Source organism: Streptomyces sp. JHA26 (assembly GCF_002005565.1).
Lineage (GTDB): Bacteria > Actinomycetota > Actinomycetes > Streptomycetales > Streptomycetaceae > Streptomyces.
The window spans coordinates 22,925-44,540 of record NZ_BDJC01000022.1 but is presented as its reverse complement, the minus strand read 5'-3'; the positions used below and the strand labels follow the sequence as shown (position 1 = coordinate 44,540).

The window sequence follows — 21,616 nt, the reverse complement described above, 5'->3', positions numbered from 1 at the left end:
GGCTCAGTCGGTCCCGGCCCCCGGTGCGGACGCGGCCGCCCGGGGTCCCGCCGTGTCGTAGGCGCGCCGCACCGGCACGGCCGGTGCGTCCACGTCGATCTCCACGACCGGCTGTTCCGGGGCGCCGACCTCGGGCACGGAGCCGCTGGGCGTGCCGGTGGCGGCGGCGACCAGGGCGGCCGGGGTGCCGCCGCGGCGGCGGATCGCGCCGGGCAGCAGCGGGCGTCCGCCCGTGTGCAGGGCGACGGCCGTCATCGGCACGGCGGCCAGGAGCAGTCCGGCGCCGAGGACCAGGCCCATGCCCGCGTAACCGGCCTGCGCCGACAGCGCACTGCCGGTCAGCGGACCGGCCGCCGTGCCCAGCGAGGACGCCGACCCGACGAGCACCGCCCACCGGCCGCGCGGGTCGAGCGAGGCGGCGAGGCCGATCAGGTACGACAGCACGACCGGGTACACGGTGTTCCAGGCGATCTCGCCGGTCGCGAACGTCGCGGGGGTGGTCGCGGACGCGCTCACCGCGATGCAGCCCGCGATCAGCACCGTGCCCCCGCCGACGGGCATCGCCCGTCCCAGCCGCGACCCGAGCGCGCCGGCCGCCAGGACGCCGACCAGTCCCGCGCCCAGGGCGACGGCGAAGACGACCCCGAGGGCGGCGTCGCCGAGTCCGGCCTGCGTCAGCCCGATCCGGCCGCTGACGCCCCACAGGGAGTTCTGCGCGAGGGACCAGCACATCACGGTGGCGGCGAGGACCGTTCCGGAGCGGCGGCGGGGAAGCGGGGTGGCGGGGTCCGCGTCGCGCGAGGCCGGCGACGCGGCCGTCCCGCCCGGCAGCCGGCCGGTCAGCGGCCACACCGCGAGGGCGGTCAGCGCGATCGCGGCCAGCGGCAGGCCGTGCGCCCGGCCCAGGTGCGGCACCGTCAGGTACACCGCGCCGGCCAGCGCGGACACGGCCAGCAGGCCCATGGTGGAGGCCCGGTGGGGGTCACGCTCGGCGGCGATCCGGGTGGCGGCGACCGTGGTGGCGGTGCCCGAACCGAAGCCGCCGAGGACCGCGCCGGCGACGACGGCCGGGACGGCGGTGGCGAGCGCGGCGGAACCGTAGCCGACGACGGCCAGGACCAGCCCGAACCGGGCCAGCGTCCGGGCGCCGATCCGCTGTACCCGGGAGGCGAGCAGCAGGCCCGCCGTCGCCGAACTCAGCAGCAGCGCACTGCCGACGGCGCCCGCCTGCGTGGCGGTCAGCGGCAGACCGGTGTCCAGTCTGCCGACGGTGGTGGGCAGCAGGTAGGGAGGAAGGTACCCGGCCGTGAAAAGGGCGACGAGGGGCCAGGGGGTGGTGCGGGGGGCGAACACGGGCGTTCCCAGGGCATGCGGAAGGAAGGGGGGAAGGGAAGGGGGCGACGACCGTCGACGGACAGGAACGCGCGCGCAATTTGTATCAAGCGCGAGGAGGCGGAAAACAGGCGAGGGGGTGTGATCTGGATCACATGGGTGTTTGGCGTCCCGAAGCCTGGGTAGAAGCGGCCGTCACCGCCAGTGGACGGAGCTGCCCCCGGTCGGAATCGTCGCCTCCGCCTTGGCCCGGATCTCCCTCATCACCGCGACGATCCGCGCCTCGTGAGCCGGCGTCAGGCGGGCCAGCGGCACCGAGCAGCTGATCGCGTCCAGGGCCGGGACCTCGTGACGCAGCGCGAAGCCGAAGCCGACGATCCCCGTCACGCTCTCCTCGCGGTCGACGGAGTAACCGCGCTCCCGGACCCGGGCGAGGTCGGCCGCCAGGGAGTCCCGGTCGGTGTGCGTGTTCGGGGTCAGCGCCTCGTACGGGCCCTCGGGCAGCTCCGCGTCCGGGCGTTCCGCCAGCAGCGCCTTGCCGAGGGCGCCCGCGTGGGCGGGCAGCCGGCGCCCCACCCTGCTGATGGTGCGCAGGTACTCGTGCGACTCCCGGGTCGCCAGGTAGGCCACGTCGCGCCCGTCGAGCCGCCCCAGGTGGATCGTCTCGCCCAGCGCCTCGGACGCCTCGTCGAGATACGGCCGCACCGCCCGCACGCGGGGGTCGGAGTCGAGGTAGCCGGTGCCGGTGAGCAGGGCGCGGATGCCGATGCCGTACAGCGAGCCGGTGACGTCGGTGCGCACCCAGCCCCGCGAGATCAGGGTCTGCAGCAGCGCGTACATCGAGCTGCGCGGCACGTCCAGCTCGTCCGCCAGTTCCTGGAGCCGGGCCGGGCGGTCCCCGCGCGCGGCCAGCACCTCCAGCAGCTCGACCGTGCGCGCCGCCGACTTCACCTCGCGGACGCCGCCCGCGGCGCCCCCCGTCTCCGACATGCGCCGATCGTAGACGGACGTCGCCCCATTGACGCCCGCCGTCCACCTCCCTAATCTCCATCTTCATACGTGGATGACGTCTGCATACGGGGACAGGGGTGGTGGGTGTGGATTCCGGCGCCCACCCGTGACGGCCGCGCCCCGCCCACCGCCCCCGCCGCCGGACCGACCGCACCGAAGACCCCGCTCACCGCCGGACCCGACCCCGCAGGAGCCGCACCGTGACCCGCGACCTCACCGTCACCGCCGTCCGCCTGACGCCGATCCTCGTCGCCGACCCGCCGCTGCTCAACACCCAGGGCGTGCACCAGCCGTACACTCCCCGCCTGATCGTCGAGGTGGAGACCGCCGACGGGATCACCGGCGTCGGCGAGACCTACGGCGACACCAAGTACCTGGAACTGGCCCGCCCCTTCGCCGACAAGCTGGTCGGGCGTCAGGTGAGCGACCTCAACGGCCTGTTCCCCCTCGCCGACGAGGTCGCCGTCGACTCCTCCCGGGTCTCCGGGCGGGTCGACGTCGGCGGGCTGCGCGGCGTCCAGACCGCCGACAAGCTGCGCCTGTCCGTCGTCTCCGGCTTCGAGGTCGCCTGTCTCGACGCCCTCGGCAAGGCGCTCGGCCTGCCCGTGCACGCGCTGCTGGGCGGCAAGGTCCGCGACGCCGTCGAGTACAGCGCCTACCTGTTCTACAAGTGGGCGGACCACCCCGAGGGCGTGGCGTGCGAGAAGGACGACTGGGGCGCCGCCCTCGACCCGGCCGGCGTCGTCGCGCAGGCCCGCGCCTTCACCGAGCGGTACGGCTTCACCTCCTTCAAGCTCAAGGGCGGCGTCTTCCCGCCCGAGGAGGAGATCGCCGCGATCAGGGCCCTCGCCGAGGCCTTCCCCGGGCACCCCCTGCGCCTGGACCCCAACGGCGCCTGGTCCGTGGAGACCTCGCTGAAGGTCGCGGCGGAGCTCGGGGACGTCCTGGAGTACCTGGAGGACCCCGCGCTGGGCACCCCGGCGATGGCCGAGGTCGCCGCGAGGACCGGCGTGCCGCTCGCCACCAACATGTGCGTGACGACGTTCGCCGAGATCCGGGAGGCGTTCACCGAGGGCGCCGTCCAGGTCGTGCTCTCCGACCACCACTACTGGGGCGGACTGCGCAACACCCAGCAGCTCGCCGCCGTCTGCCGCACCTTCGGCGTCGGCGTCTCCATGCACTCCAACACCCACCTGGGCATCAGCCTCGCCGCCATGACCCACGTGGCGTCCACCGTGCCGAACCTCCACCACGCCTGCGACTCCCACTACCCCTGGCAGTCCGAGGACGTGCTCACGCAGCGGATCGCCTTCGACGGCGGCGAGGTCGCCGTCTCCGACGCCCCCGGCCTCGGCGTCGAACTCGACCGCGACAGGCTGGCGTTCCTCCACCGCCGCTGGCTCGACGACGACGGCACCCTCCGCGACCGCGACGACGCGGCGGCGATGCGGGCCGCCGACCCGGCGTGGGTCACCCCGTCCGTCCCCCGTTGGTGAGCGCCGGCGACGCCCACTCCCTTACCGCGACCACCGACCGGGAACCCCGCCCCCGGGACGCACCGGGGGCCGACGCGAGGCCGACGGCCACGGCGCGAACGCCACCGCGTTGTCGGCGCCGTGGTGCACACTGGCCTGATCCGCACCATGCCAGGGAGCGCACCGTGACAGCGTCCACCGTGTCCGCGGCGTCCGACGTGACCGTCATGACCGCCATGTCCGCCGACGAGAGAACACACCGCCACCCGCAGGACCAGGGATCGCACCGGCACGCGCAGGTCGACCCCCTGGCCGCCCTGCGCACCCCGCAGGACCCGCCCTGGGACGTGTACCTCACCGGCACCGTCTTCCTCGACGTCATCTTCACCGGGCTCGACTCCGCCCCGGTGCGCGGGACCGAGTCCTGGGCCCGCGGGATGGGGTCGAGCCCGGGCGGCGTGGCCAACATGGCGACCGCGCTGGCCCGCCTCGGCCTGCGCACCTCGCTGGCCGCGGCCTTCGGCGACGACCACTACGGCGACTACTGCTGGGACGCGCTCGCCCAGGGCGAGGGCATCGACCTGACCCCCTCGCGCACCGTGCCCGGCTGGCACTCGCCGGTGACGGTCTCCATGGCGTACGAGGGGGAGCGCACCATGGTCTCCCACGGCCACGAGCCGCCGCCCGAGGAACCGGCCCCCGACTGCCCGCCCCGCGCGCGTGCCGCCGTCGCCTCCCTGACGCCCGGCGTGAGCGCCCCGTGGATCGCGCAGGCCGCCGCACGGGGCACCCGCGTCTTCGCCGACGTCGGCTGGGACGACACCGGCGCCTGGGACCTGGCGGGGCTGGCCGACCTCGCGCACTGCGAGGCGTTCCTGCCGAACGCGGAGGAGGCCATGCGCTACACGGGCGCCACCTGCCCGCGCGCCGCCGCGCACGCCCTGACCGAGCACGTGCCGCTCGCGGTGGTCACCCTCGGCGCGGACGGCGCCTACGCGGTGGACCGGCGGACGGGGGAGAGCGCCGAGGTCCCGGCCATCGCCGTGGAGGCCCTGGACCCGACCGGGGCCGGGGACGTCTTCGTCGCCGGGTTCGTCACCGGCACCCTGGCCGGCTGGCCGCTCGCCGACCGCCTCGCCTTCGCCGGGCTGACCGCCGCCCTCTCCGTCCAGGAGTTCGGCGGCTCCCTGTCGGCGCCCGGGTGGTCCGAGATCGCCACCTGGTGGCGCAAGGTCCAGTCGGTGCAGGGGCAGGACCCGGCGGCCCTGAGCCGGTACGCGTTCCTGGCGGACCTGGTCCCGGACGAACCGGTCAGACCGTGGCCCCTGCGACGGGCGGTCCCGACGATCGGCTTCCGCCGCCCGACCTGACCGCCCGGCCCGGAGGCCCCCCTCAGAACCCGAGCCGCCGCAGCTGCTTCGGGTCCCGCTGCCAGTCCTTGGCGACCTTCACGTGCAGGTCGAGGAAGACCGGGGTCCCCAGCAGCGCCTCGATCTGCTTGCGCGACTTGATGCCGACGTCCTTCAGGCGCTTGCCCTTCGGGCCGATGATGATGCCCTTCTGGCTGGGGCGTTCGATGAAGACGTTGGCGTGGATGTCCAGGAGCGGCTTGTCGGCGGGGCGGTCCTCGCGCGGGAGCATCTCCTCCACGACCACGGCGATGGAGTGCGGCAGCTCGTCGCGCACGCCCTCCAGCGCGGCCTCGCGGATCAGCTCGGCCACCATGACCTGCTCCGGCTCGTCCGTGAGGTCACCCTCCGGGTAGAGCGCGGGGCCCTCCGGCAGCAGCGGGGTCAGCAGGTCGGCGAGGAGGTCCACCTGCTTGTTCGCGGTGGCCGACACCGGGACGATCTCCGCCCAGGTGATGCCCAGCTCCTCCCCGAGCCGGTCGATCGCGATGAGCTGCTCGGCCAGCGTCTTGCCGTCGACCAGGTCCGTCTTCGTGACGATCGCGACCTTCGGGGTCTTCCTGATCCCCGCCAGCTCCTTGGCGATGAAGCGGTCACCGGGGCCCAGCTTCTCGTTCGCCGGCAGGCAGAAGCCGATGACGTCCACCTCGGCCCACGTCGTGCGCACGACGTCGTTCAGCCGCTCGCCCAGCAGCGTGCGCGGCTTGTGCAGACCCGGGGTGTCCACCAGGATCAGCTGGGCGTCCGGGCGGTGCACGATGCCCCGCACGGTGTGCCGGGTGGTCTGCGGGCGGTTGGAGGTGATCGCCACCTTCTGCCCGACCAGAGCGTTCGTGAGGGTGGACTTGCCCGCGTTGGGGCGGCCCACGAAGCAGGCGAAGCCGGCCCGGTGGACAGACTCGGCCGGCTCTTCGGATGACTGGGTACGCACGCTCATGGCGCCCATTGTCCCTGATCCCCGGAGCCCCGCCGTACCACCACCGGGCGCGAACCGGCGGGAGGCGGGGGGATCAGCCCGCGGCCACCGTGTCCCGGACCGTCCCGTCGGGCGCGGCGACCAGCACCGGCGTCCCCGCCCCGCCCAGGTCCCGGACCGCCGCCAGGTCCTCGGCCGACGCCGACGCCGCCTCGGTCACCACGGCCGCCGCCTCCAGCGACGTCGCACCGGACGCCACCGCCATCGCCACCGCCGTCCGCAGGGCGCTGAGCTTCAGGGAGTCCAGGGCGACGGTCCCGGCGACGTACGTCCGGCCGGTCTCGTCGCGTACGGCCGCGCCCTCCGGGACGCCGTTGCGGGCCCGGGCGGAACGGGCCAGGGTGACGATCTTGCGGTCCTCGGGGCCGAGGTCGGTGGTGTCGGTCATGGTCAGAGCATACGGAGGCGCCGCGCCGGTCACCCCGCCACCGGGTACATCGCCCCGCGCCGCCCCTGGGGCGAGGCCAGCCACTCCAGCTTCGCCGCGGTGTTCGCCTCGTCCAGCGGCGTGTGCAGCACGATCGTCAGGTCGGGCCGCGCGGGCACCTTCAGCGCCGTCGACTCCACGCACAGCAGCCCGACCAGCGGATGCTCCAGCTCCTTGCGGATCTGCCCGGCGTCCTCGATGTCCCGCTCCTCCCACATCCGCAGGAAGTCCTCGCTGCCGTCCCGCAACCGGGCCAGGACCGCCTGGAACCCCTCGTCGTCGGGGCTGGCCGAGCACGCCGCGCGGAACTGGGCGACGACCGTCCGGGCGTTGCGCTCCCAGCTCTGCGAACGGGCCCGGTACAGCGGGTCCGTGAAGAAGTCGACCAGGCAGTTCTGCGTGGTGTCCGGCCGCATGCCCAGCACGATCGCCGCCGCGTCGTTGTACATCACGCAGTTGTAGTACCGGTCCATGATGTGCGCCGGGTACGGCATCCACGTGTCGATCAGCCGCCGCAGCCCGTCGCACATGTCCCGCCGGGCGGGCTCCACCTCGGGCGCCGGCGGGTTCAGCCCGGCCAGCAGGTACAGGTGCCGGCGTTCGGCGTCGCTCAGCCGCAGCACCCGGCCGACCGCGTCCAGCACCTGCGGGGAGACGGAGATGTCCCTGCCCTGCTCCAGCCACTGGTACCAGGAGGCGCCCACCCCGGCGAGCACGGCGACCTCCTCACGGCGCAGCCCCGGTGTGCGGCGCCGCCCTCCGCCGTCCGGCAGTCCCGCCTCGGCCGGCGTCACGCGTGCGCGGCGGCTCATCAGGAACTCCCGCAGTTCACGCCGCCGATGGGTCTTGAGCCCGGTGTCCGTCACGTACCGATTCCCCCCTCGTTCCCGGCTGGTGGTGCCACCACCAGGACAACTGCCCGCTCCCCACGATCATTCCGGCGCCCGCAGCCTCTTGTCCATGGCGATCGACACCTCCACCTCCACCCCGCCGGCCCCCGCCGGCACGCCGGCCGCTCCCCGGCTCTCGGCCCGCGACCGGCTCGTCCTGTTCGTGCTCTGCGCCGCCCAGTTCATGGTCGCGCTCGACTTCTCCGTCCTGAACGTCGCCCTGCCCGTCCTCGGCGCGGACCTCGGCATGGACCAGTCCGCCCTCCAGTGGGCGGTCACGGCGTTCGCGCTGCCCTCCGGCGGCTTCCTGCTGCTCTTCGGCCGCATGGGCGACCTCTACGGCCGCCGCCGGCTCTTCCTCGCCGGCCTCGCCCTCTTCGGCGCCGCCTCCCTGCTCGCCACCCTCGCCTGGGACCCGGCCTCCTTCCTCACCGGACGCGCCCTGCAGGGCCTCGGCGCGGCGGCCATCGTGCCGACCGGCATGTCCCTGCTGACGACGACCTTCCCGGAGGGCCCGGCCCGCGACCGCGCCCTCGGCATCTCCGGCACCCTGCTCTCGCTCGGGTTCACCGTCGGCATGGTGGCCGGCGGGGTGCTGACCGACCTGCTGAGCTGGCGCTCCACCATGGGCCTGCTGACCCTGTTCGCCCTGGTCGTGCTGCCCCTCGCCCCCGGTCTGCTGCCCGAGTCCCGGACGCCGGACCGCCCGCGTCTCGACGTGCCCGGCGCGGTCACCGTCACCGGCGGCCTGCTCGCCCTGATCTACGCCCTGACCACCGCCGCCGAGCACGGCTTCGGCCGCACCGACGTCCTCGTCGCCCTCGCCGCGGGCCTGCTGCTCCTGACCGCCTTCGCGGTCGTCGAGTCCCGCACCTCGGCGCCGCTGGTCTCGCTGCCGATGCTGCGCCGCCGCACGGTGGCCTGGGGCAACCTGGGCGGTCTGGTGACCTTCTCGATGATGTCCACGGTGGTCTTCGTGCTCACCCTGTACCTCCAGGAGGTCCTGCACCTGACCGCCTTCGAGACCGGCCTGGTCTTCGGCGTGCAGGGCGTGCTGTCGGTGGTGGCCGGGACGTACGCGCCCCGCGTCATCGGCCGCTTCGGCGCCCGCCGCACCCTGGTCGGCGCGCTCGCCGGACAGGGCGCCCTGGGGCTGCCCCTGCTGGCGCTGGGGGAGGGCGGCTGGTCGGTGGTCCTGGCCACGGCCGCCGTCTCCCTGGCCAGCATGTGCCACCTGGGCGCGATCATCTCCTACGGGCTGACCGTGACCTCCGGCGTCCCCGACGAGGAGCAGGGCCTGGCGACCGGCCTGGTCACCTCCACGCAGCAGGTCGGCATCACCGTCGGCATCCCGCTGCTGGGCGTGCTGGCCACCACCTCCGCGGACCTGCGCTCCGGCGTGCACACGGTGCTCGTCCTGGACGCGGCGATCGTCCTCGCGGCGGCCGCCCTGGTCGCGGCCGGACTGCGCCCCCGCCGCTCAGGGACGGTCGAGGCGGAGCCGGTCGGCGCGCGGTAGGCCGGCGACGACCAGGTCGTACGAGTCCTCGACCAGCTCCCGGACGACCCGGTCCGGGAGCCCGCCGTCGGCGGTCACCGTGTTCCAGTGCCGCTTGTTCATGTGCCAGCCGGGCACGATCAGACCCTCGTGCTCGGCCCGCAGCCGGACCGCGTCCTCCGGGTCGCACTTGAGGTTGACCGTCAGCGGGCGCGCGTCCAGCGAGCTGAGCGCGAACATCTTCCCCAGCACCTTGAAGACCGAGGTCTCCGGGCCGAAGGGGAAGTCCTCCACGGCCGCATCGAAGGACAGGCAGAACGCGCGCAGCTCCTGCGGGGTCACTCCGCCGCCTCCCCGGCACCCGACGCCGCCGGGACCACCGGCTCCACCAGCACCGTCACGATCTTGTTCCGGCGGCCCGCGGCGGCCTCCGCCGTCAGCCGCAGCCCACGGCCGTCGGGCAGCTCGACGACCGACGTGGCCCCGGCGATCGGCACCCGGCCGAGCGCCTTCGCCAGCAGCCCGCCGACGGTCTCCACGTCCTCGTCGTCGAACTCCTCCAGCCCGTACAGCTCGCCGAGGTCGCCGATGTCCAGGCGGGAGGTGACCCGGTAGCGGTCCTCGCCCAGCTCCTCGACCGGCGGCAGCTCACGGTCGTACTCGTCGGTGATCTCCCCGACGATCTCCTCGAGGACGTCCTCGATGGTGACGATGCCGGCCGTGCCGCCGTACTCGTCGATGACGACGGCGACGTGGTTGTGCTCCTTCTGCATCTCGCGCAGCAGGTCGCCGGCGTTCTTGGTGTCGGGCACGAAGAACGCCGGACGCATCGCCGTGGACACCAGGTCGCCCTCCGCGTCCCGGCTGATGTGCGTCTTGCGCGCCAGGTCCTTCAGGTACACGATCCCGACGATGTCGTCCTCGCTGTCCCCGGTGACCGGTATCCGGGAGAAACCGGAGCGCAGGGCGAGGGTGAGGGCCTGGCGGATGGTCTTGTACCGCTCGATGACGACGAGGTCGGTGCGCGGCACCATGACCTCCCGCACCAGCGTGTCGCCCAGCTCGAACACCGAGTGCACCATGCGGCGCTCCTCGGCCTCGATCAGCGACTCCTTCTCGGCGAGGTCGACCAGCGCCCGCAGCTCCGCCTCGGAGGCGAAGGGGCCGCGGCGGAAGCCCTTGCCGGGGGTGAGCGCGTTGCCGAGGAGGATGAGCAGCGACGGGATCGGACCCATGACCCGGTCCAGCGGCACCAGGACGTACGCCGCCGCCGTCGCCGTGTTCAGCGGGTGCTGGCGGCCGATGGTGCGCGGGGAGACCCCGACGGCCACGTACGACACCAGCACCATCACCGCGATGGCGATCACCAGCGCCTCGCCGGTGCCGTCGAACTGCTTCAGGCAGGCGTACGTGACCAGCGCCGCGGCGGCCATCTCGCAGGCGACGCGGACCAGCAGCGCCACGTTGAGGTAGCGCGTCGGGTCGGCGGCGACCTTGGCCAGCCTGGCGCTGCCGCGCCGCCCCGAGCGCACCGCCTCCTCGGCGCGGAAGCTGGAGACCCGCGCCAGGCCGGCCTCCGCGCACGCGGCGAGCCAGGCGACCACGACCAGGGCGACGGCGCCGGCGACGAGCGGCAGGCTCATGAGACGGTCGGGGCCGGGGACGGGCCGGTCAGGCCCTTCTCCGCACGCCAGCCGTCCACGATGGCGGCCTGCAGGCCGAACATCTCGGCCTTCTCGTCGGGCTCCTCGTGGTCGTAGCCGAGCAGGTGCAGCACCCCGTGGACGGTGAGCAGCTGGAGCTCCTCGTCCATGGAGTGCTGCGTCGGCGCCTCCTTGCCCTGCTTCTCGGCGACCTCCGGGCAGAGCACGATGTCGCCGAGCAGCCCCTGCGGCGGCTCGTCGTCGTCCTTCGACGGCGGACGCAGCTCGTCCATCGGGAAGGACATGACGTCCGTCGGACCGGGCAGGTCCATCCACTGGATGTGCAGCTGCTCCATGGCGTCGGCGTCCACGACGATCACCGAGAGCTCGGATAGCGGGTGGATGCGCATCCGCGCGAGCGCGTAGCGGGCGATGTCGAGGATCGCCTGCTCGTCGACCTCGGTTCCGGACTCGTTGTTGACGTCGATCGACATGGTCGTGCTGGTCTACTTCCCCTTGGCCTTGGCACCGTTTCTCGGTGTCCGGCCGCCGTTGTGGCCGCCGTTCTCGGTGCCGTTCCTGCTGTCGTACTGCTCGTACGCGTCGACGATACGGCCCACCAGCTTGTGCCGGACGACGTCGTGGGACGTCAGCCGGGAGAAGTGGACGTCCTCGACGCCCTCCAGGATCTCCTGCACCTGCCGCAGACCCGACTTCGTGCCGCCGGGCAGGTCGACCTGCGTCACGTCACCGGTGATCACGATCTTCGAGTCGAAGCCGAGCCGGGTCAGGAACATCTTCATCTGCTCGGGGCTGGTGTTCTGGGCCTCGTCCAGGATGATGAAGGCGTCGTTGAGCGTGCGGCCGCGCATGTACGCCAGCGGCGCGACCTCGATCGTCCCGGCCGCCATCAGCCGCGGGATCGAGTCCGGGTCGAGCATGTCGTGCAGCGCGTCGTACAGCGGGCGCAGGTACGGGTCGATCTTCTCGTAGAGCGTGCCGGGCAGGAAGCCGAGCCGCTCGCCGGCCTCGACCGCCGGGCGGGTCAGGATGATGCGGTTGACCTGCTTGGACTGCAGGGCCTGCACCGCCTTGGCCATCGCCAGGTAGGTCTTGCCGGTGCCCGCCGGACCGATGCCGAAGACGATCGTGTGCTTGTCGATCGCGTCGACGTACCGCTTCTGGTTCAGCGTCTTGGGCCGGATCGTGCGGCCGCGCGAGGACAGGATGTTCTGCGTGAGCACCTGGGCCGGGGTCTCCTGGCCCTCGCTCTCCCCGTTCTCGCTCGCCTTGAGCATGGCGATCGAGCGTTCCACTGCGTCCTCCGTCATCGGCTGCCCCGTGCGCAGCACCAGCATCATCTCGTCGAACACGCGCTGGATCAGGGCGACCTCATGGGCGTCGCCGACCGCGCTGATCTCGTTTCCCCGGACGTGGATGTCGGCCGCCGGGAAGGCCGTCTCGATCACGCGCAGGAGGGAGTCGCCGGATCCCAGAACGGTCACCATGGGGTGCTGGGCGGGGACGGTGAACTGCGCTCTCGCCTGCCCCTGCGCGGGGGTGTGAGCTGAGGGTGTCTGAGTCATGGGCCGGCGCTCGAGGCCTGCACGTCCTCCTCTGCGGCGTGCGCCGCGTGACGGGTGTGTCTGCTGTCTCCAGCGTACGACTCCGCGCCGACAGCACCCAGGTCTTTTATCCGACCGGCGCCGGAGTACACCCGGTCCCCGCTCACCGCTGGGCGCGGAGCAGGTCCCGGAACCAGTGGTACGACGCCTTGGGCGTCCGCGCCCGCGTGGCGAAGTCCACGTGCACCAGTCCGAACCGGCGCGCGTAGCCCTCCGCCCACTCGAAGTTGTCCAGCAGCGACCACACGAAGTAGCCGCGCACGTCCACGCCCGCCTCCAGCGCCCGGTGCAGGGCGCGGACGTGACCGTCGAGGTAGGCGATGCGGTCCCGGTCGTCGAGGCCCTCGTAGGAGCAGCCGTTCTCCGTGATGACGACGGGCGGCAGCCGGTCGCCGTAGCGCTCGGCCAGGCCGGTGAGCAGCTCCGTGAGCCCCTCGGGGACCACGGGCCAGCCGAAGTCCGTCAGCGGCCGGTCCTCGATCTCGCGCACCGAGAAGGGCAGCCCGGCCGGGACGCGCACACCGCCGGACTCGGTCGCCTCGCCCCGCGGGGCGCCCACCCGGGCCGGCGCGTAGTAGTTCACGCCGTACCGGTCCAGCGGCTCGGCGATCACCTCCAGGTCGGCGTCGATCCCCGCGGCGGAGCCCGGCATCAGCTCGCCGAGGCCGTCCGGGTAGCGGCCCAGCAGCAGCGGGTCGGCGAACAGGCGGTTCAGCAGGGCGTCGTAGAAGTCCGCCGCCTCCCGGTCGGCCGGCTCGTCCGAGGCGGGCCGGACGGGGCTGTGCGAGTTGGCGATCCCGACGTCGCCCGCGCCGGCCGCGCGCAGGGCCCGTACCGCCAGGCCGTGCGCGAGGAGCTGGTGGTGGGCCACCGGGAGGGCATCGAACAGCAGCTCCCGGCCGGGGGCGTGCGTGCCCAGGGCGTGGCCGAGCAGGGTGTGCTCGGCGGGCTCGTTGAGGGTGAGCCAGGTGCCGACCCGGTCGCCGAGCCGCCCCGCGACGACGGACACGTACTCCGCGAACCGGGACGCCGTGTCCCGGTCGAGCCAGTCCAGGTCCGCCGGGAGGTCCCAGTGGAAGAGCGTCGGCACCGGGCGGACGCCCGCCGCGCACAGCTCGTCGACCAGGCGGTCGTAGAAGTCGAGACCGCCGGGGGAGTTCACCCGGGGCCAGGAGACCGAGAACCGGTACGCGTCCACGCCCAGGCCGGCGAGCAGCGCCACGTCCTCGCGGTAGCGGTGGTAGTGGTCGCAGGCCACCGCCGCCGTCGAGCCGTCCCTGACCCGTCCCGGCTCGTCCGTGAACACGTCCCACACCGACCGCTCGCGCAGCTCGGCCGCGCCCTCGATCTGGTGCGCCGAGGTGGACACGCCCCACAGGAAGCCGTCCGGGAACCGGGGCACCGGGTCCGTGCTCGATGCGGTCGCCATGCGCGGATCATCCGTACCCCCGGTGACGGAAGTCAACGCCCTTGCGCGCGGACGGCGTCACGCGCCCTCCTTCAGGACCCGCGAGATCAGCCTGCGCTGCTCGTCCGTCAGCCGGGGATCGGCCGCGTACACCGTCCTGCCGTCCACGGTGATCCGGTAGCTGAACCCGTCCGGCACCCCGACGGGCGGCGTGTCCCGTCCGCCGGCGAGCGCCCGCTCGGCCAGGGCGTGCCACTCGGCCGCGTCGGGGCGTCCCGCGGTGTCGATCTCCGCGTGGCGTTCGATGCCCGCGAAGCCTCCTGTGCGACTCACCTGAATCCGCATGGGACCGTGTCTAGTACGGAACTACCGCGTGTGCACCCCGACCTGTTCCCAGCCCTTGCGCACCGCCTCCAGCTCGTCCCCGTCGCCGTAGCGCTCCCGGGCGGCCCTCACCGTCAGCGTCGCGAAGTCCGCGAACGACGCGTCCTCGCGCAGCTCGCCGCCGGTCAGCACGTCGTACCAGACCTGTCCGGCCCGCTCCCAGGCGTGGCCGCCCAGTTCCGTGGCGACGAGGTAGAAGGCGTGGTTGGGGATGCCGGAGTTGATGTGCACGCCGCCGTTGTCGCGGCCGGTGCGCACGTAGTCGTCCATCGTGGCGGGCTGCGGGTCCTTGCCGAGGACGTCGTCGTCGTACGCCGTGCCCGGCGCCTTCATCGAGCGCAGCGCCTCCCCCGTCACGCGCGGGGCGAGCAGGCCGGCGCCGATCAGCCAGTCGGCCTCGGCGGCGCTCTGGCCGAGCGAGTACTGCTTGATGAGGGAGCCGAAGACGTCCGACACCGACTCGTTCAGCGCGCCGGGCTGGCCGTAGTAGGTCAGGTTGGCGGTGTGCTGCGTGACGCCGTGGGCCAGCTCGTGGCCGATCACGTCCACGGGGATGGTGAAGTCGAGGAAGATCTCCCCGTCCCCGTCGCCGAAGACCATCTGCTCGCCGTTCCAGAAGGCGTTGTTGTACTCGCGGTCGTAGTGCACGGTCGCGTCCAGCGGCAGCCCCGCGCCGTCGATGGAGTCGCGCCGGTACGCCTTCAGGAACAGCTCGAAGGTGGCGCCGAGCCCCGCGTAGGCGCGGTTGACGGTGGCGTCCCGCCCGGGCTCGTCGCCCTCGCCGCGCACCTCGCGGCCGGGCAGGTCGGTGCCGTGCCGGGCGTCGTAGATCGTGCGGTGGGGCCTGCCGGCCTCGGCGCCCGCGCGGGGAGCCACGGCGGGGGCGCCGATGACGGTGGTCAGACCGCGGCGGGTGCGCTCGGCGGCGTCGCGCTGGATGGTCCGGCGGGCGGGCCCGGCCAGCACGGGGTCCGCGTTCCGGGCCAGCTTGTCGAGGACGTGGGGCGGCACGATGGTGCAGAAGACGGGCTCGAAGCCCCCGTTGGTCGTCATGTCCGGAACCATCGCACTGTGTGACGGTCCTGTCACCCCCCGCGACCGTGATCGGTGGAATGCGGTGCCAAGAGGGCCCGCCGGGCGGCGGGAGGTGGTATACGGCACTTTTTGTCCCGATACCCTCCGTGGTCCCGCATACTGATACGGACCCGCGTGACCGGCGTGGCTCGGCTAAGGTGCTGGGCATCATGCGTTTCGGGCTGCTTCTCCTTAGCTGCCGCGGCGAGGGCCTGTAAGAGGCCGACTCCCTCCCCGCGGTGCTTGGTGTTGCGCGTCGGCCGTCCTTCCGGACACGCGGACACCGCGGACATCACGAGGAGCCCACGCGATCATGGCCAACCGCCAGCAGCCCAGCCCCATGCCGACCGCCAAGTACCGAGGCTACGAGCAGGTCGACATCCCCGACCGCACCTGGCCGAACCGGCGGATCACCGCCGCCCCCCGCTGGCTCTCCACCGACCTGCGCGACGGCAACCAGGCACTGATCGACCCCATGTCGCCCGCCCGCAAGCGCGCGATGTTCGACCTGCTGGTCACGATGGGCTACAAGGAGATCGAGGTCGGCTTCCCGGCCTCCGGCCAGACCGACTACGACTTCGTACGGTCGATCATCGAGGACCCGGACGCCATCCCGGACGACGTCACCATCTCCGTGCTGACCCAGGCCCGCGAGGACCTGATCGAGCGCACGGTGGAGTCCCTGAAGGGCGCCAAGCGCGCCACCGTCCACCTGTACAACGCCACCGCCCCCGTCTTCCGCCGCGTCGTCTTCCGCGGCTCGCGCGACGACATCAAGCAGATCGCGGTCGACGGCACCCGCCTGGTCATGGAGTACGCCGAGAAGCTGCTGGGCCCCGAGACCGAGTTCGGCTACCAGTACAGCCCCGAGATCTTCACCGACACCGAGCTGGACTTCGCCCTGGAGGTCTGCGAGGCGGTGATGGACACCTACCAGCCCGGACCCGGCCGCGAGATCATCCTCAACCTGCCCGCCACGGTGGAGCGTTCGACGCCGTCCACGCACGCGGACCGCTTCGAGTGGATGCACCGCAACCTCTCCCGCCGCGAGTACGTCTGCCTGTCCGCCCACCCGCACAACGACCGCGGCACGGCGGTCGCGGCGGCCGAGCTGGCGGTCATGGCCGGCGCCGACCGCGTCGAGGGCTGCCTGTTCGGCCAGGGCGAGCGCACCGGCAACGTCGACCTGGTCACCCTGGGCATGAACCTGTTCTCCCAGGGCGTCGACCCGCAGATCGACTTCTCCGACATCGACGAGATCCGTCGCACGTGGGAGTACTGCAACCAGATGGAGGTCCACCCGCGCCACCCCTACGTGGGCGACCTGGTCTACACGTCCTTCTCCGGCTCCCACCAGGACGCCATCAAGAAGGGCTTCGACGCCATGGAGGCCGACGCGAAGGCCAAGGGCGTCACCGTCGACGACATCGAGTGGGCCGTCCCGTACCTGCCCATCGACCCCAAGGACGTCGGCCGCTCCTACGAGGCCGTCATCCGCGTCAACTCCCAGTCCGGCAAGGGCGGCATCGCCTACGTCCTGAAGAACGACCACAAGCTGGACCTGCCGCGCCGGATGCAGATCGAGTTCTCGAAGATCATCCAGGCCAAGACGGACGCCGAGGGCGGCGAGATCACGCCGACCGCGATCTGGGACGTCTTCCAGGACGAGTACCTGCCCAACCCCGAGAACCCCTGGGGTCGCATCCAGGTCAGGAACGGCCAGACCACGACCGACCGCGACGGCGTCGACACCCTCACCGTCGAGGCCACCGTCGACGGCGAGGAGACCACCCTGGTCGGCACCGGCAACGGCCCGATCTCGGCGTTCTTCCACGCGCTGCAGGGCGTCGGCGTCGACGTACGCCTGCTGGACTACCAGGAGCACACGATGAGCGAGGGCGCCTCCGCGCAGGCCGCCTCGTACATCGAGTGCGCCATCGGCGACAAGGTCCTGTGGGGCATCGGAATCGACGCGAACACCACGCGCGCCTCGCTGAAGGCGGTCGTCTCCGCCGTCAACCGGGCGGCTCGCTGACCAGCCGGATCGGTGAACCGGGGCCCCGCCCGCCGCAGGACGGCGGGCGGGGCCCCGTCGTATACCGGCCATCTCCCCGAGTAGGTCACGGAAAGGTCTCCTCCGGGGTACTGACTCCACGTCGGTGATGTGGCTAACATCACGCAAGCGCGGCGATGTTGCCGCGCGGTTACGGAGGTGCGACGTGCTGCCTGGACGGGGACGAGACGACCGAGCTGCCCGGCTGCCCCGCGTCCTGGGCACCCGCACCGCGTGGACACCCGTCGGCGACGGCGAGTTCTTCTGCCCCGGCTGCGGGGGCGACCGCAACTACCAGCGCCTCGCCGGCCGCCGCCGCTTCACCCTGCTCGGGGTGCCCGTGCTGCCGCGCGGCGAGTCCGCGCCGACCGTCGAGTGCGCGGCCTGCCGCCGCCACTACGGCACCGACGTCCTCGACCACCCGACCACCACCCGCTTCTCCGCGATGCTCCGCGACGCCGTCCACACCGTCGCCCTCGCGGTGCTCGCCGCGGGCGGCACCTGCTCCCGCACCTCCCTGGAGGCGGCGGTCGCCGCGGTGCGCGCGGCCGGCTTCGAGGACTGCACCGAGGACCGGCTCGGCGCGCTGGTCGAGGCGCTCGAGGCGGACACCGGGCGGGTGCGCGACGAACCCTGCGTGCCCGGACTCGCCATAGAGCTCCACGAGGCGCTGGACCCGCTGGCCCCGCACCTCGCCGCCGCCGGCCGCGAGTCGATCCTCCTCCAGGGTGCCCGCATCGCCCTGGCCGACGGCCCCTACACACCCGCCGAGCGCGACGCCCTGGCGACGGTCGGCGCGGCCCTGACCCTCCGCTCCGACGACGTGACCCGACTGCTGGAGTCGGCGGGCACGCCGTCGTGACGCCGCTCAGCGGTTCCCGGTGAGGTCCAGGCACAGCACGAGGCGGTCCATGCCGGGCCCGAAGTAGTCCGGGCGCAGTCCGGCGTCGGGACCCTCGGGATCGAAACCGAGGGAGCGGTAGAGCAGGATCGCGGCGTGGTTGGCGGGCTCCACGGTGAGGCGGACCCGCTCGACGCCGTCCCGGCGCAACCGGGCCAGGATCTCCGTCATCAGTTCCCGGCCGAGCCCGTTCCGGCGGCGGTCCCGGGCCACGCACAGGCCGAGGATCCAGCTGTCCCGGCCGAGCGCCGGCGTCGTCGTGGCGGCCAGCACGTAGCCGCGCAGCCGGCCCCCGCCGCCGTCGAGGACCAGGAAGTGGTCCGCGTACATGTCGAAGAGCTGGCGCAGCAGGAAGCCCGGATAGGCGACCTCCTGGAAGACCTCCTCGTCGAGTCGTCGCAGTTCAGGCAGGTCGGACTCCCGTGCCGTCCGCAGGACCGGGGGCAGGGCGTCCGGGAACGGCCCCCGCTGCGTGAGTTGCTCGTGGCGGTCCAGGGCGCGTTCCAGCGGTTCGGCGGTCATGCCACCCCCAGTCAGGATGTGCGGACGTCAACACGACGGGCATCGGGACGCACTCGATGGAATGAACGGTCCCGCTGGCGGCCCGGTGCTCCTTCTGGCTAGAGTGAGCGCCCAACTCCCGCCGTGCAAGGGAGAGTTAGGGTGTGCAACGGTGCGCCTGACGTGCGCCCGAAGGATGTGGACTGGCGGGTTCCCGGCTGTCCGGATGCATGGTGGCGGCCTATCTTGCGAACAAGGAGACGCCTCTTCACCGGTCGGCGTCCACAGGACCCGTGCTCGCACGCGCGGTCTTGTCCACAAGCGAACGGAACGCGGCAGGGTGACTATGGACCGCAATGCCGACGCGCCTTGGTCGAAATTCGATCCCGAGGTGTATGTCGACAACAACTACCGGACCCCACTCGAGGTCGACCGGCTGATCGTGCGCCTGATGCGCGACCACTTCAGCCGCTGCTTCGAGGGGGCCGTACCGGACGCCGTCCGGGGTGTCGACGTCGGTGCCGGTGCGAACCTCTACCCCGCCCTGTCCATGCTCCCCTGGTGCGAGAAGGTGCTCCTCCTCGAGTACGCCGGCCCGAACGTCGAGTACCTGAAGAGGCAGGCCTCCGCCCAGGGGTACGACACGGCCTGGGACGCCTTCTGGGAGGAGCTCCGGGAGGCCCCGGCCTACCGCGACCTGGAGCCGAGGGCCCGGTTCAGCGAGATCGTCCGGGTGGAGCAGGGCAACCTCTTCGACCTCGACGGGCAGACCCGCTGGGACATCGGGACGATGTTCTTCGTCGCCGACTCGATGTCCGAGTGCCCCGAGGAGTTCCAACGGGGCGTGCGGTGCTTCATGAACGCGCTCGGCGAGGGAGCACCCTTCGCCGCCGCCTTCATGAAGGAGTCGGTCGGATACCGGGTCGGGGAACACCGCTACCCGGCCTACCGGGTGAACGAGGACCGGGCCAGGGAGAGCCTGATCCCCTACTGCAAGGAACTGGAGATCCACGACCTGCACCACGTGGTGCGGCCGGGACACGAGGGAATCCTCCTCGCCCTGGGACAGCGGAACGCGGAGATTGCCGCCCCGTGAGAACGGGGACCATGTCTGAGCGCACGGTCTGAACACAGGGCAACGAGATCTGTACGAGGGGTACGGGGATGCAGATCAAGCCACGCCAGCACCTGTTGGACATCTGGCAGGCCATGGCCCGCCACTCGTTCGACGACGGGAAGCTGGTCCAGGGGCCCACCGACGGACTGAGCAGCGTCGCGGACGCGGAGCGGCTGCTGTGCCTGCTGTATCCGGCGACCGAGGTCCCCGCGTTCCGCCTCGACCAGCCCGACACCACCGAACGCGACGTGCTGCGCGCGCTGGAGAGGGTCGGCACCCGGCTGGAGATCCCCGCCAACCTGATCACGGCGCTGACCCAGTTCATGCGCACCCACACCGGACCGGACGACAGCCCCACCTTCGCCGGCGGGCACTACTTCAAACCGGCCGACCCCCGGGGGCAGCTCACCCACGAGCAGGGCCAGCTGGGCGTGGTGGACTCCTACTCCATGTCCGTCACGCTCTGCCTCGCCACCCTCGGATACCTCAAGGTCTACGAGACCACCACCACCCGCCCCGAGATCCTCAAGGCGATCGCCGAGCTGCGCGAGGCCACGAACGCCCGGCTGACCTCCGCCATGATCAGCCTGCTGCGCTCCTTCACCGTCAACGTCTTCGACGCCGAGTCCGAGCAGGGCCGCAGGCTGATCCAGGTCATCGGCCAGGGCAGCCAGTCCGACCGGATCGCCCTCCAGCAGTTCTCCCGAAGACTGCGTCCCCTGCGCGCCACGATCATCGAGAGCCTCACCCGCGGCATCCAGTTCGACGAGGGCATCCGGGACGAGAGCCAGCTCTTCGAGTGCGGCTGGGCCTGGGGCATCGTCCAGGACGCGCCCAAGGTCACCGACCTGGCCGTCCAGGTGCCCGGCCAGCCCGACGGCATCGCCGACCGGCTGCCCTACGTGTACTTCACCGTCGTCGCCCTGGACGGTATCCAGGACCTGTTCTCCGAGCGCACCCTCACCCTCGGTCTGCTCGACGCCGACCAGCAGAAGCTCGCCGAGGCACTGCGCCTGCGCTGGGAACTCAGCCAGCAGTACTGGTCCGCGATCGCCCGCTTCGGATCCGAACGCTGGCCCCTGGAGGACCTGCCCTGGCAGACCACCGGCCTGCAGCTGGAGTCCGAGTACTTCTCCCTCACCGTCGCCGCCATCCTCGTCCACGACCTGGTCCGCCGGAAGGCCACCGACGACGACCTCACCCGCACCGTCGCCATCATGGAACGCCTGGCCGACCGCGGCCGCGTCACCAGCCGGATGACCCGGGACGACCCCACCATCCGACTGCACAACCCCGGCGTCACCATGCCGCTCGCCGGATCCGAGCGCTCCGGCGGGCTCCTCCTGTGGCGCATGACCGACTTCTCCGCCCAGCTCCTCAAGCGGATCATCCAGCTCGCCGAACTCTCCCGGAACGTCGGCGCACAGGACCGGCTGCTCCGCCTCGCCGAACAGACCTTCGAGCACCTGTGGAACCGGCGGATAGAGGACGACGAGGGCGCCGGTCTCTGGGACAACGTCCGGGCCGTCTACCCCGGCGCGCGCGACGCCGAGCTGCGCATGTCCTGGAGCATCACCGAGCGCGTCACCGAATGCCTCGTCGCCGCCCGCAACCTGTACGAGCAGCAGCCCATCCGCAGCCCCGAACTAGCCGAACTGGCCCGCGAACTGCTCAGCGAGGCCACCCACCTGTTCGGCAAGGAACAGCTGGAGGCGTCCGCCGCCGCCGACGGAAGCAGAGCCCGGGCGATGCGCAGCATCGAGAGCCGCCTCGACCACGCCCGCAGCCTGGTCGACGACCGGCCCGCCACCGCCTTCGCCCTCGCCCTGCCCGTCCTTCAGGAACTCGACACCCTGGCCCAGGCCAGGGGCGCCGCAGCACAGGAGGTGTGA

General features: G+C 72.4%; 20 protein-coding genes. 7 read left to right on the top strand and 13 right to left on the bottom strand.

Annotated elements, in window-relative coordinates; genetic code table 11:
• Positions 1 to 3: 3 nt before the first annotated feature.
• Both JHAT_RS15730 and JHAT_RS15725 read right to left on the bottom strand, forming a co-directional pair.
• On the bottom strand, positions 4 to 1,353 hold the full coding sequence (locus JHAT_RS15730; RefSeq protein WP_077798800.1) for an MFS transporter: 1,350 nt from the start codon (positions 1,351 to 1,353) through the stop codon (positions 4 to 6).
• 174 nt (positions 1,354 to 1,527) lie between these two features.
• Complete coding sequence (locus tag JHAT_RS15725; protein WP_077798799.1) at positions 1,528 to 2,322, bottom strand: IclR family transcriptional regulator; 795 nt, start codon at positions 2,320 to 2,322, stop codon at positions 1,528 to 1,530.
• 221 nt (positions 2,323 to 2,543) lie between these two features.
• Here JHAT_RS15725 and JHAT_RS15720 point away from each other — a divergent pair, with 221 nt between their 5' ends.
• Both JHAT_RS15720 and JHAT_RS15715 read left to right on the top strand, forming a co-directional pair.
• Positions 2,544 to 3,839 carry a glucarate dehydratase family protein gene (locus tag JHAT_RS15720; RefSeq protein ID WP_077798798.1) on the top strand — a complete coding sequence of 432 codons (1,296 nt, stop codon included), beginning with the start codon at positions 2,544 to 2,546 and terminating at the stop codon, positions 3,837 to 3,839.
• A gap of 215 nt (positions 3,840 to 4,054) precedes the next feature.
• Positions 4,055 to 5,188, top strand: coding sequence for a carbohydrate kinase family protein (locus JHAT_RS15715; protein ID WP_253195505.1), 1,134 nt, complete (start codon positions 4,055 to 4,057; stop codon positions 5,186 to 5,188).
• Between the two features lie 22 nt (positions 5,189 to 5,210).
• Here JHAT_RS15715 and era read toward each other — a convergent pair whose 3' ends face one another.
• The 3 genes from era to JHAT_RS15700 form a co-directional block, all read right to left on the bottom strand.
• Positions 5,211 to 6,164 (bottom strand): GTPase Era, encoded by a 954-nt coding sequence (era, locus tag JHAT_RS15710; protein ID WP_077798796.1) that lies wholly within the window; start codon positions 6,162 to 6,164, stop codon positions 5,211 to 5,213.
• A gap of 73 nt (positions 6,165 to 6,237) precedes the next feature.
• Positions 6,238 to 6,591: a cytidine deaminase gene (locus JHAT_RS15705; RefSeq protein WP_077798795.1), complete on the bottom strand. Its 354-nt coding sequence runs from the start codon at positions 6,589 to 6,591 to the stop codon at positions 6,238 to 6,240.
• A 29-nt stretch (positions 6,592 to 6,620) separates the two neighbouring features.
• Positions 6,621 to 7,442 carry a helix-turn-helix transcriptional regulator gene (locus JHAT_RS15700; RefSeq protein ID WP_077798848.1) on the bottom strand — a complete coding sequence of 274 codons (822 nt, stop codon included), beginning with the start codon at positions 7,440 to 7,442 and terminating at the stop codon, positions 6,621 to 6,623.
• A gap of 148 nt (positions 7,443 to 7,590) precedes the next feature.
• On the opposite strand from JHAT_RS15700, the gene JHAT_RS15695 reads away from it, so the two are divergent.
• Positions 7,591 to 9,039: an MFS transporter gene (locus JHAT_RS15695; RefSeq protein ID WP_171990907.1), complete on the top strand. Its 1,449-nt coding sequence runs from the start codon at positions 7,591 to 7,593 to the stop codon at positions 9,037 to 9,039.
• Here JHAT_RS15695 and JHAT_RS15690 read toward each other — a convergent pair.
• From JHAT_RS15690 to JHAT_RS15660, 7 genes are all read right to left on the bottom strand, one after another.
• A complete protein-coding gene (locus JHAT_RS15690) occupies positions 9,001 to 9,360 on the bottom strand; it encodes an MmcQ/YjbR family DNA-binding protein (protein ID WP_077798793.1) in 360 nt (119 codons plus the stop codon). The genes JHAT_RS15695 and JHAT_RS15690 overlap by 39 nt on opposite strands.
• Complete coding sequence (locus JHAT_RS15685; RefSeq protein ID WP_077798792.1) at positions 9,357 to 10,661, bottom strand: hemolysin family protein; 1,305 nt, start codon at positions 10,659 to 10,661, stop codon at positions 9,357 to 9,359. Before JHAT_RS15685 ends, JHAT_RS15690 begins: the two co-directional genes overlap by 4 nt.
• Positions 10,658 to 11,155, bottom strand: coding sequence for an rRNA maturation RNase YbeY (ybeY, locus tag JHAT_RS15680; protein WP_077798791.1), 498 nt, complete (start codon positions 11,153 to 11,155; stop codon positions 10,658 to 10,660). Before ybeY ends, JHAT_RS15685 begins: the two co-directional genes overlap by 4 nt.
• Positions 11,156 to 11,167: 12 nt before the next feature.
• A complete protein-coding gene (locus tag JHAT_RS15675; RefSeq protein WP_077798790.1) occupies positions 11,168 to 12,247 on the bottom strand; it encodes a PhoH family protein in 1,080 nt (359 codons plus the stop codon).
• A 142-nt stretch (positions 12,248 to 12,389) separates the two neighbouring features.
• A complete protein-coding gene (locus JHAT_RS15670; RefSeq protein ID WP_077798789.1) occupies positions 12,390 to 13,715 on the bottom strand; it encodes a GH1 family beta-glucosidase in 1,326 nt (441 codons plus the stop codon).
• Positions 13,716 to 13,772: 57 nt separating this feature from the next.
• Positions 13,773 to 14,039 (bottom strand): protealysin inhibitor emfourin, encoded by a 267-nt coding sequence (locus JHAT_RS15665; RefSeq protein ID WP_077798788.1) that lies wholly within the window; start codon positions 14,037 to 14,039, stop codon positions 13,773 to 13,775.
• Positions 14,040 to 14,060: 21 nt separating this feature from the next.
• Positions 14,061 to 15,131, bottom strand: coding sequence for a M4 family metallopeptidase (locus JHAT_RS15660; RefSeq protein ID WP_077798847.1), 1,071 nt, complete (start codon positions 15,129 to 15,131; stop codon positions 14,061 to 14,063).
• Between the two features lie 334 nt (positions 15,132 to 15,465).
• On the opposite strand from JHAT_RS15660, the gene leuA reads away from it, so the two are divergent.
• On the top strand, positions 15,466 to 17,187 hold the full coding sequence (leuA, locus tag JHAT_RS15655; protein ID WP_077798787.1) for a 2-isopropylmalate synthase: 1,722 nt from the start codon (positions 15,466 to 15,468) through the stop codon (positions 17,185 to 17,187).
• Between the two features lie 184 nt (positions 17,188 to 17,371).
• The gene (locus tag JHAT_RS15650) at positions 17,372 to 18,067 is read left to right on the top strand and encodes a TerB family tellurite resistance protein (RefSeq protein ID WP_077798786.1); all 696 of its coding nucleotides are present in this window, start codon (positions 17,372 to 17,374) and stop codon (positions 18,065 to 18,067) included.
• Between the two features lie 6 nt (positions 18,068 to 18,073).
• Here the strand turns inward: JHAT_RS15650 and JHAT_RS15645 are convergent, their stop codons facing one another.
• Positions 18,074 to 18,628 (bottom strand): N-acetyltransferase, encoded by a 555-nt coding sequence (locus JHAT_RS15645; RefSeq protein ID WP_077798785.1) that lies wholly within the window; start codon positions 18,626 to 18,628, stop codon positions 18,074 to 18,076.
• A 325-nt stretch (positions 18,629 to 18,953) separates the two neighbouring features.
• Here JHAT_RS15645 and JHAT_RS15640 point away from each other — a divergent pair, with 325 nt between their 5' ends.
• Positions 18,954 to 19,703: an SCO2525 family SAM-dependent methyltransferase gene (locus JHAT_RS15640; protein ID WP_077798784.1), complete on the top strand. Its 750-nt coding sequence runs from the start codon at positions 18,954 to 18,956 to the stop codon at positions 19,701 to 19,703.
• A 68-nt stretch (positions 19,704 to 19,771) separates the two neighbouring features.
• Entirely contained in the window at positions 19,772 to 21,616 is a 1,845-nt protein-coding gene (locus JHAT_RS15635; RefSeq protein WP_077798783.1) for an SCO2524 family protein, read from the top strand.

What these genes read in the sequence shown, in the direction of transcription:
- JHAT_RS15645 (WP_077798785.1), bottom strand. Translation starts at nt 18,628, where the DNA reads ATGACCGCCGAACCGCTGGAACGCGCCCTGGACCGCCACGAGCAACTC.
- ybeY (WP_077798791.1), bottom strand. Translation starts at nt 11,155, where the DNA reads ATGTCGATCGACGTCAACAACGAGTCCGGAACCGAGGTCGACGAGCAG.
- JHAT_RS15675 (WP_077798790.1), bottom strand. Translation starts at nt 12,247, where the DNA reads ATGACTCAGACACCCTCAGCTCACACCCCCGCGCAGGGGCAGGCGAGA.
- era (WP_077798796.1), bottom strand. Translation starts at nt 6,164, where the DNA reads ATGAGCGTGCGTACCCAGTCATCCGAAGAGCCGGCCGAGTCTGTCCAC.
- JHAT_RS15665 (WP_077798788.1), bottom strand. Translation starts at nt 14,039, where the DNA reads ATGCGGATTCAGGTGAGTCGCACAGGAGGCTTCGCGGGCATCGAACGC.
- JHAT_RS15715 (WP_253195505.1), top strand. Translation starts at nt 4,055, where the DNA reads ATGTCCGCCGACGAGAGAACACACCGCCACCCGCAGGACCAGGGATCG.
- JHAT_RS15635 (WP_077798783.1), top strand. Translation starts at nt 19,772, where the DNA reads ATGCAGATCAAGCCACGCCAGCACCTGTTGGACATCTGGCAGGCCATG.
- leuA (WP_077798787.1), top strand. Translation starts at nt 15,466, where the DNA reads ATGGCCAACCGCCAGCAGCCCAGCCCCATGCCGACCGCCAAGTACCGA.
- JHAT_RS15700 (WP_077798848.1), bottom strand. Translation starts at nt 7,442, where the DNA reads ATGAGCCGCCGCGCACGCGTGACGCCGGCCGAGGCGGGACTGCCGGAC.
- JHAT_RS15705 (WP_077798795.1), bottom strand. Translation starts at nt 6,591, where the DNA reads ATGACCGACACCACCGACCTCGGCCCCGAGGACCGCAAGATCGTCACC.
- JHAT_RS15695 (WP_171990907.1), top strand. Translation starts at nt 7,591, where the DNA reads ATGGCGATCGACACCTCCACCTCCACCCCGCCGGCCCCCGCCGGCACG.
- JHAT_RS15685 (WP_077798792.1), bottom strand. Translation starts at nt 10,661, where the DNA reads ATGAGCCTGCCGCTCGTCGCCGGCGCCGTCGCCCTGGTCGTGGTCGCC.
- JHAT_RS15640 (WP_077798784.1), top strand. Translation starts at nt 18,954, where the DNA reads ATGGACCGCAATGCCGACGCGCCTTGGTCGAAATTCGATCCCGAGGTG.
- JHAT_RS15725 (WP_077798799.1), bottom strand. Translation starts at nt 2,322, where the DNA reads ATGTCGGAGACGGGGGGCGCCGCGGGCGGCGTCCGCGAGGTGAAGTCG.
- JHAT_RS15670 (WP_077798789.1), bottom strand. Translation starts at nt 13,715, where the DNA reads ATGGCGACCGCATCGAGCACGGACCCGGTGCCCCGGTTCCCGGACGGC.
- JHAT_RS15660 (WP_077798847.1), bottom strand. Translation starts at nt 15,131, where the DNA reads ATGACGACCAACGGGGGCTTCGAGCCCGTCTTCTGCACCATCGTGCCG.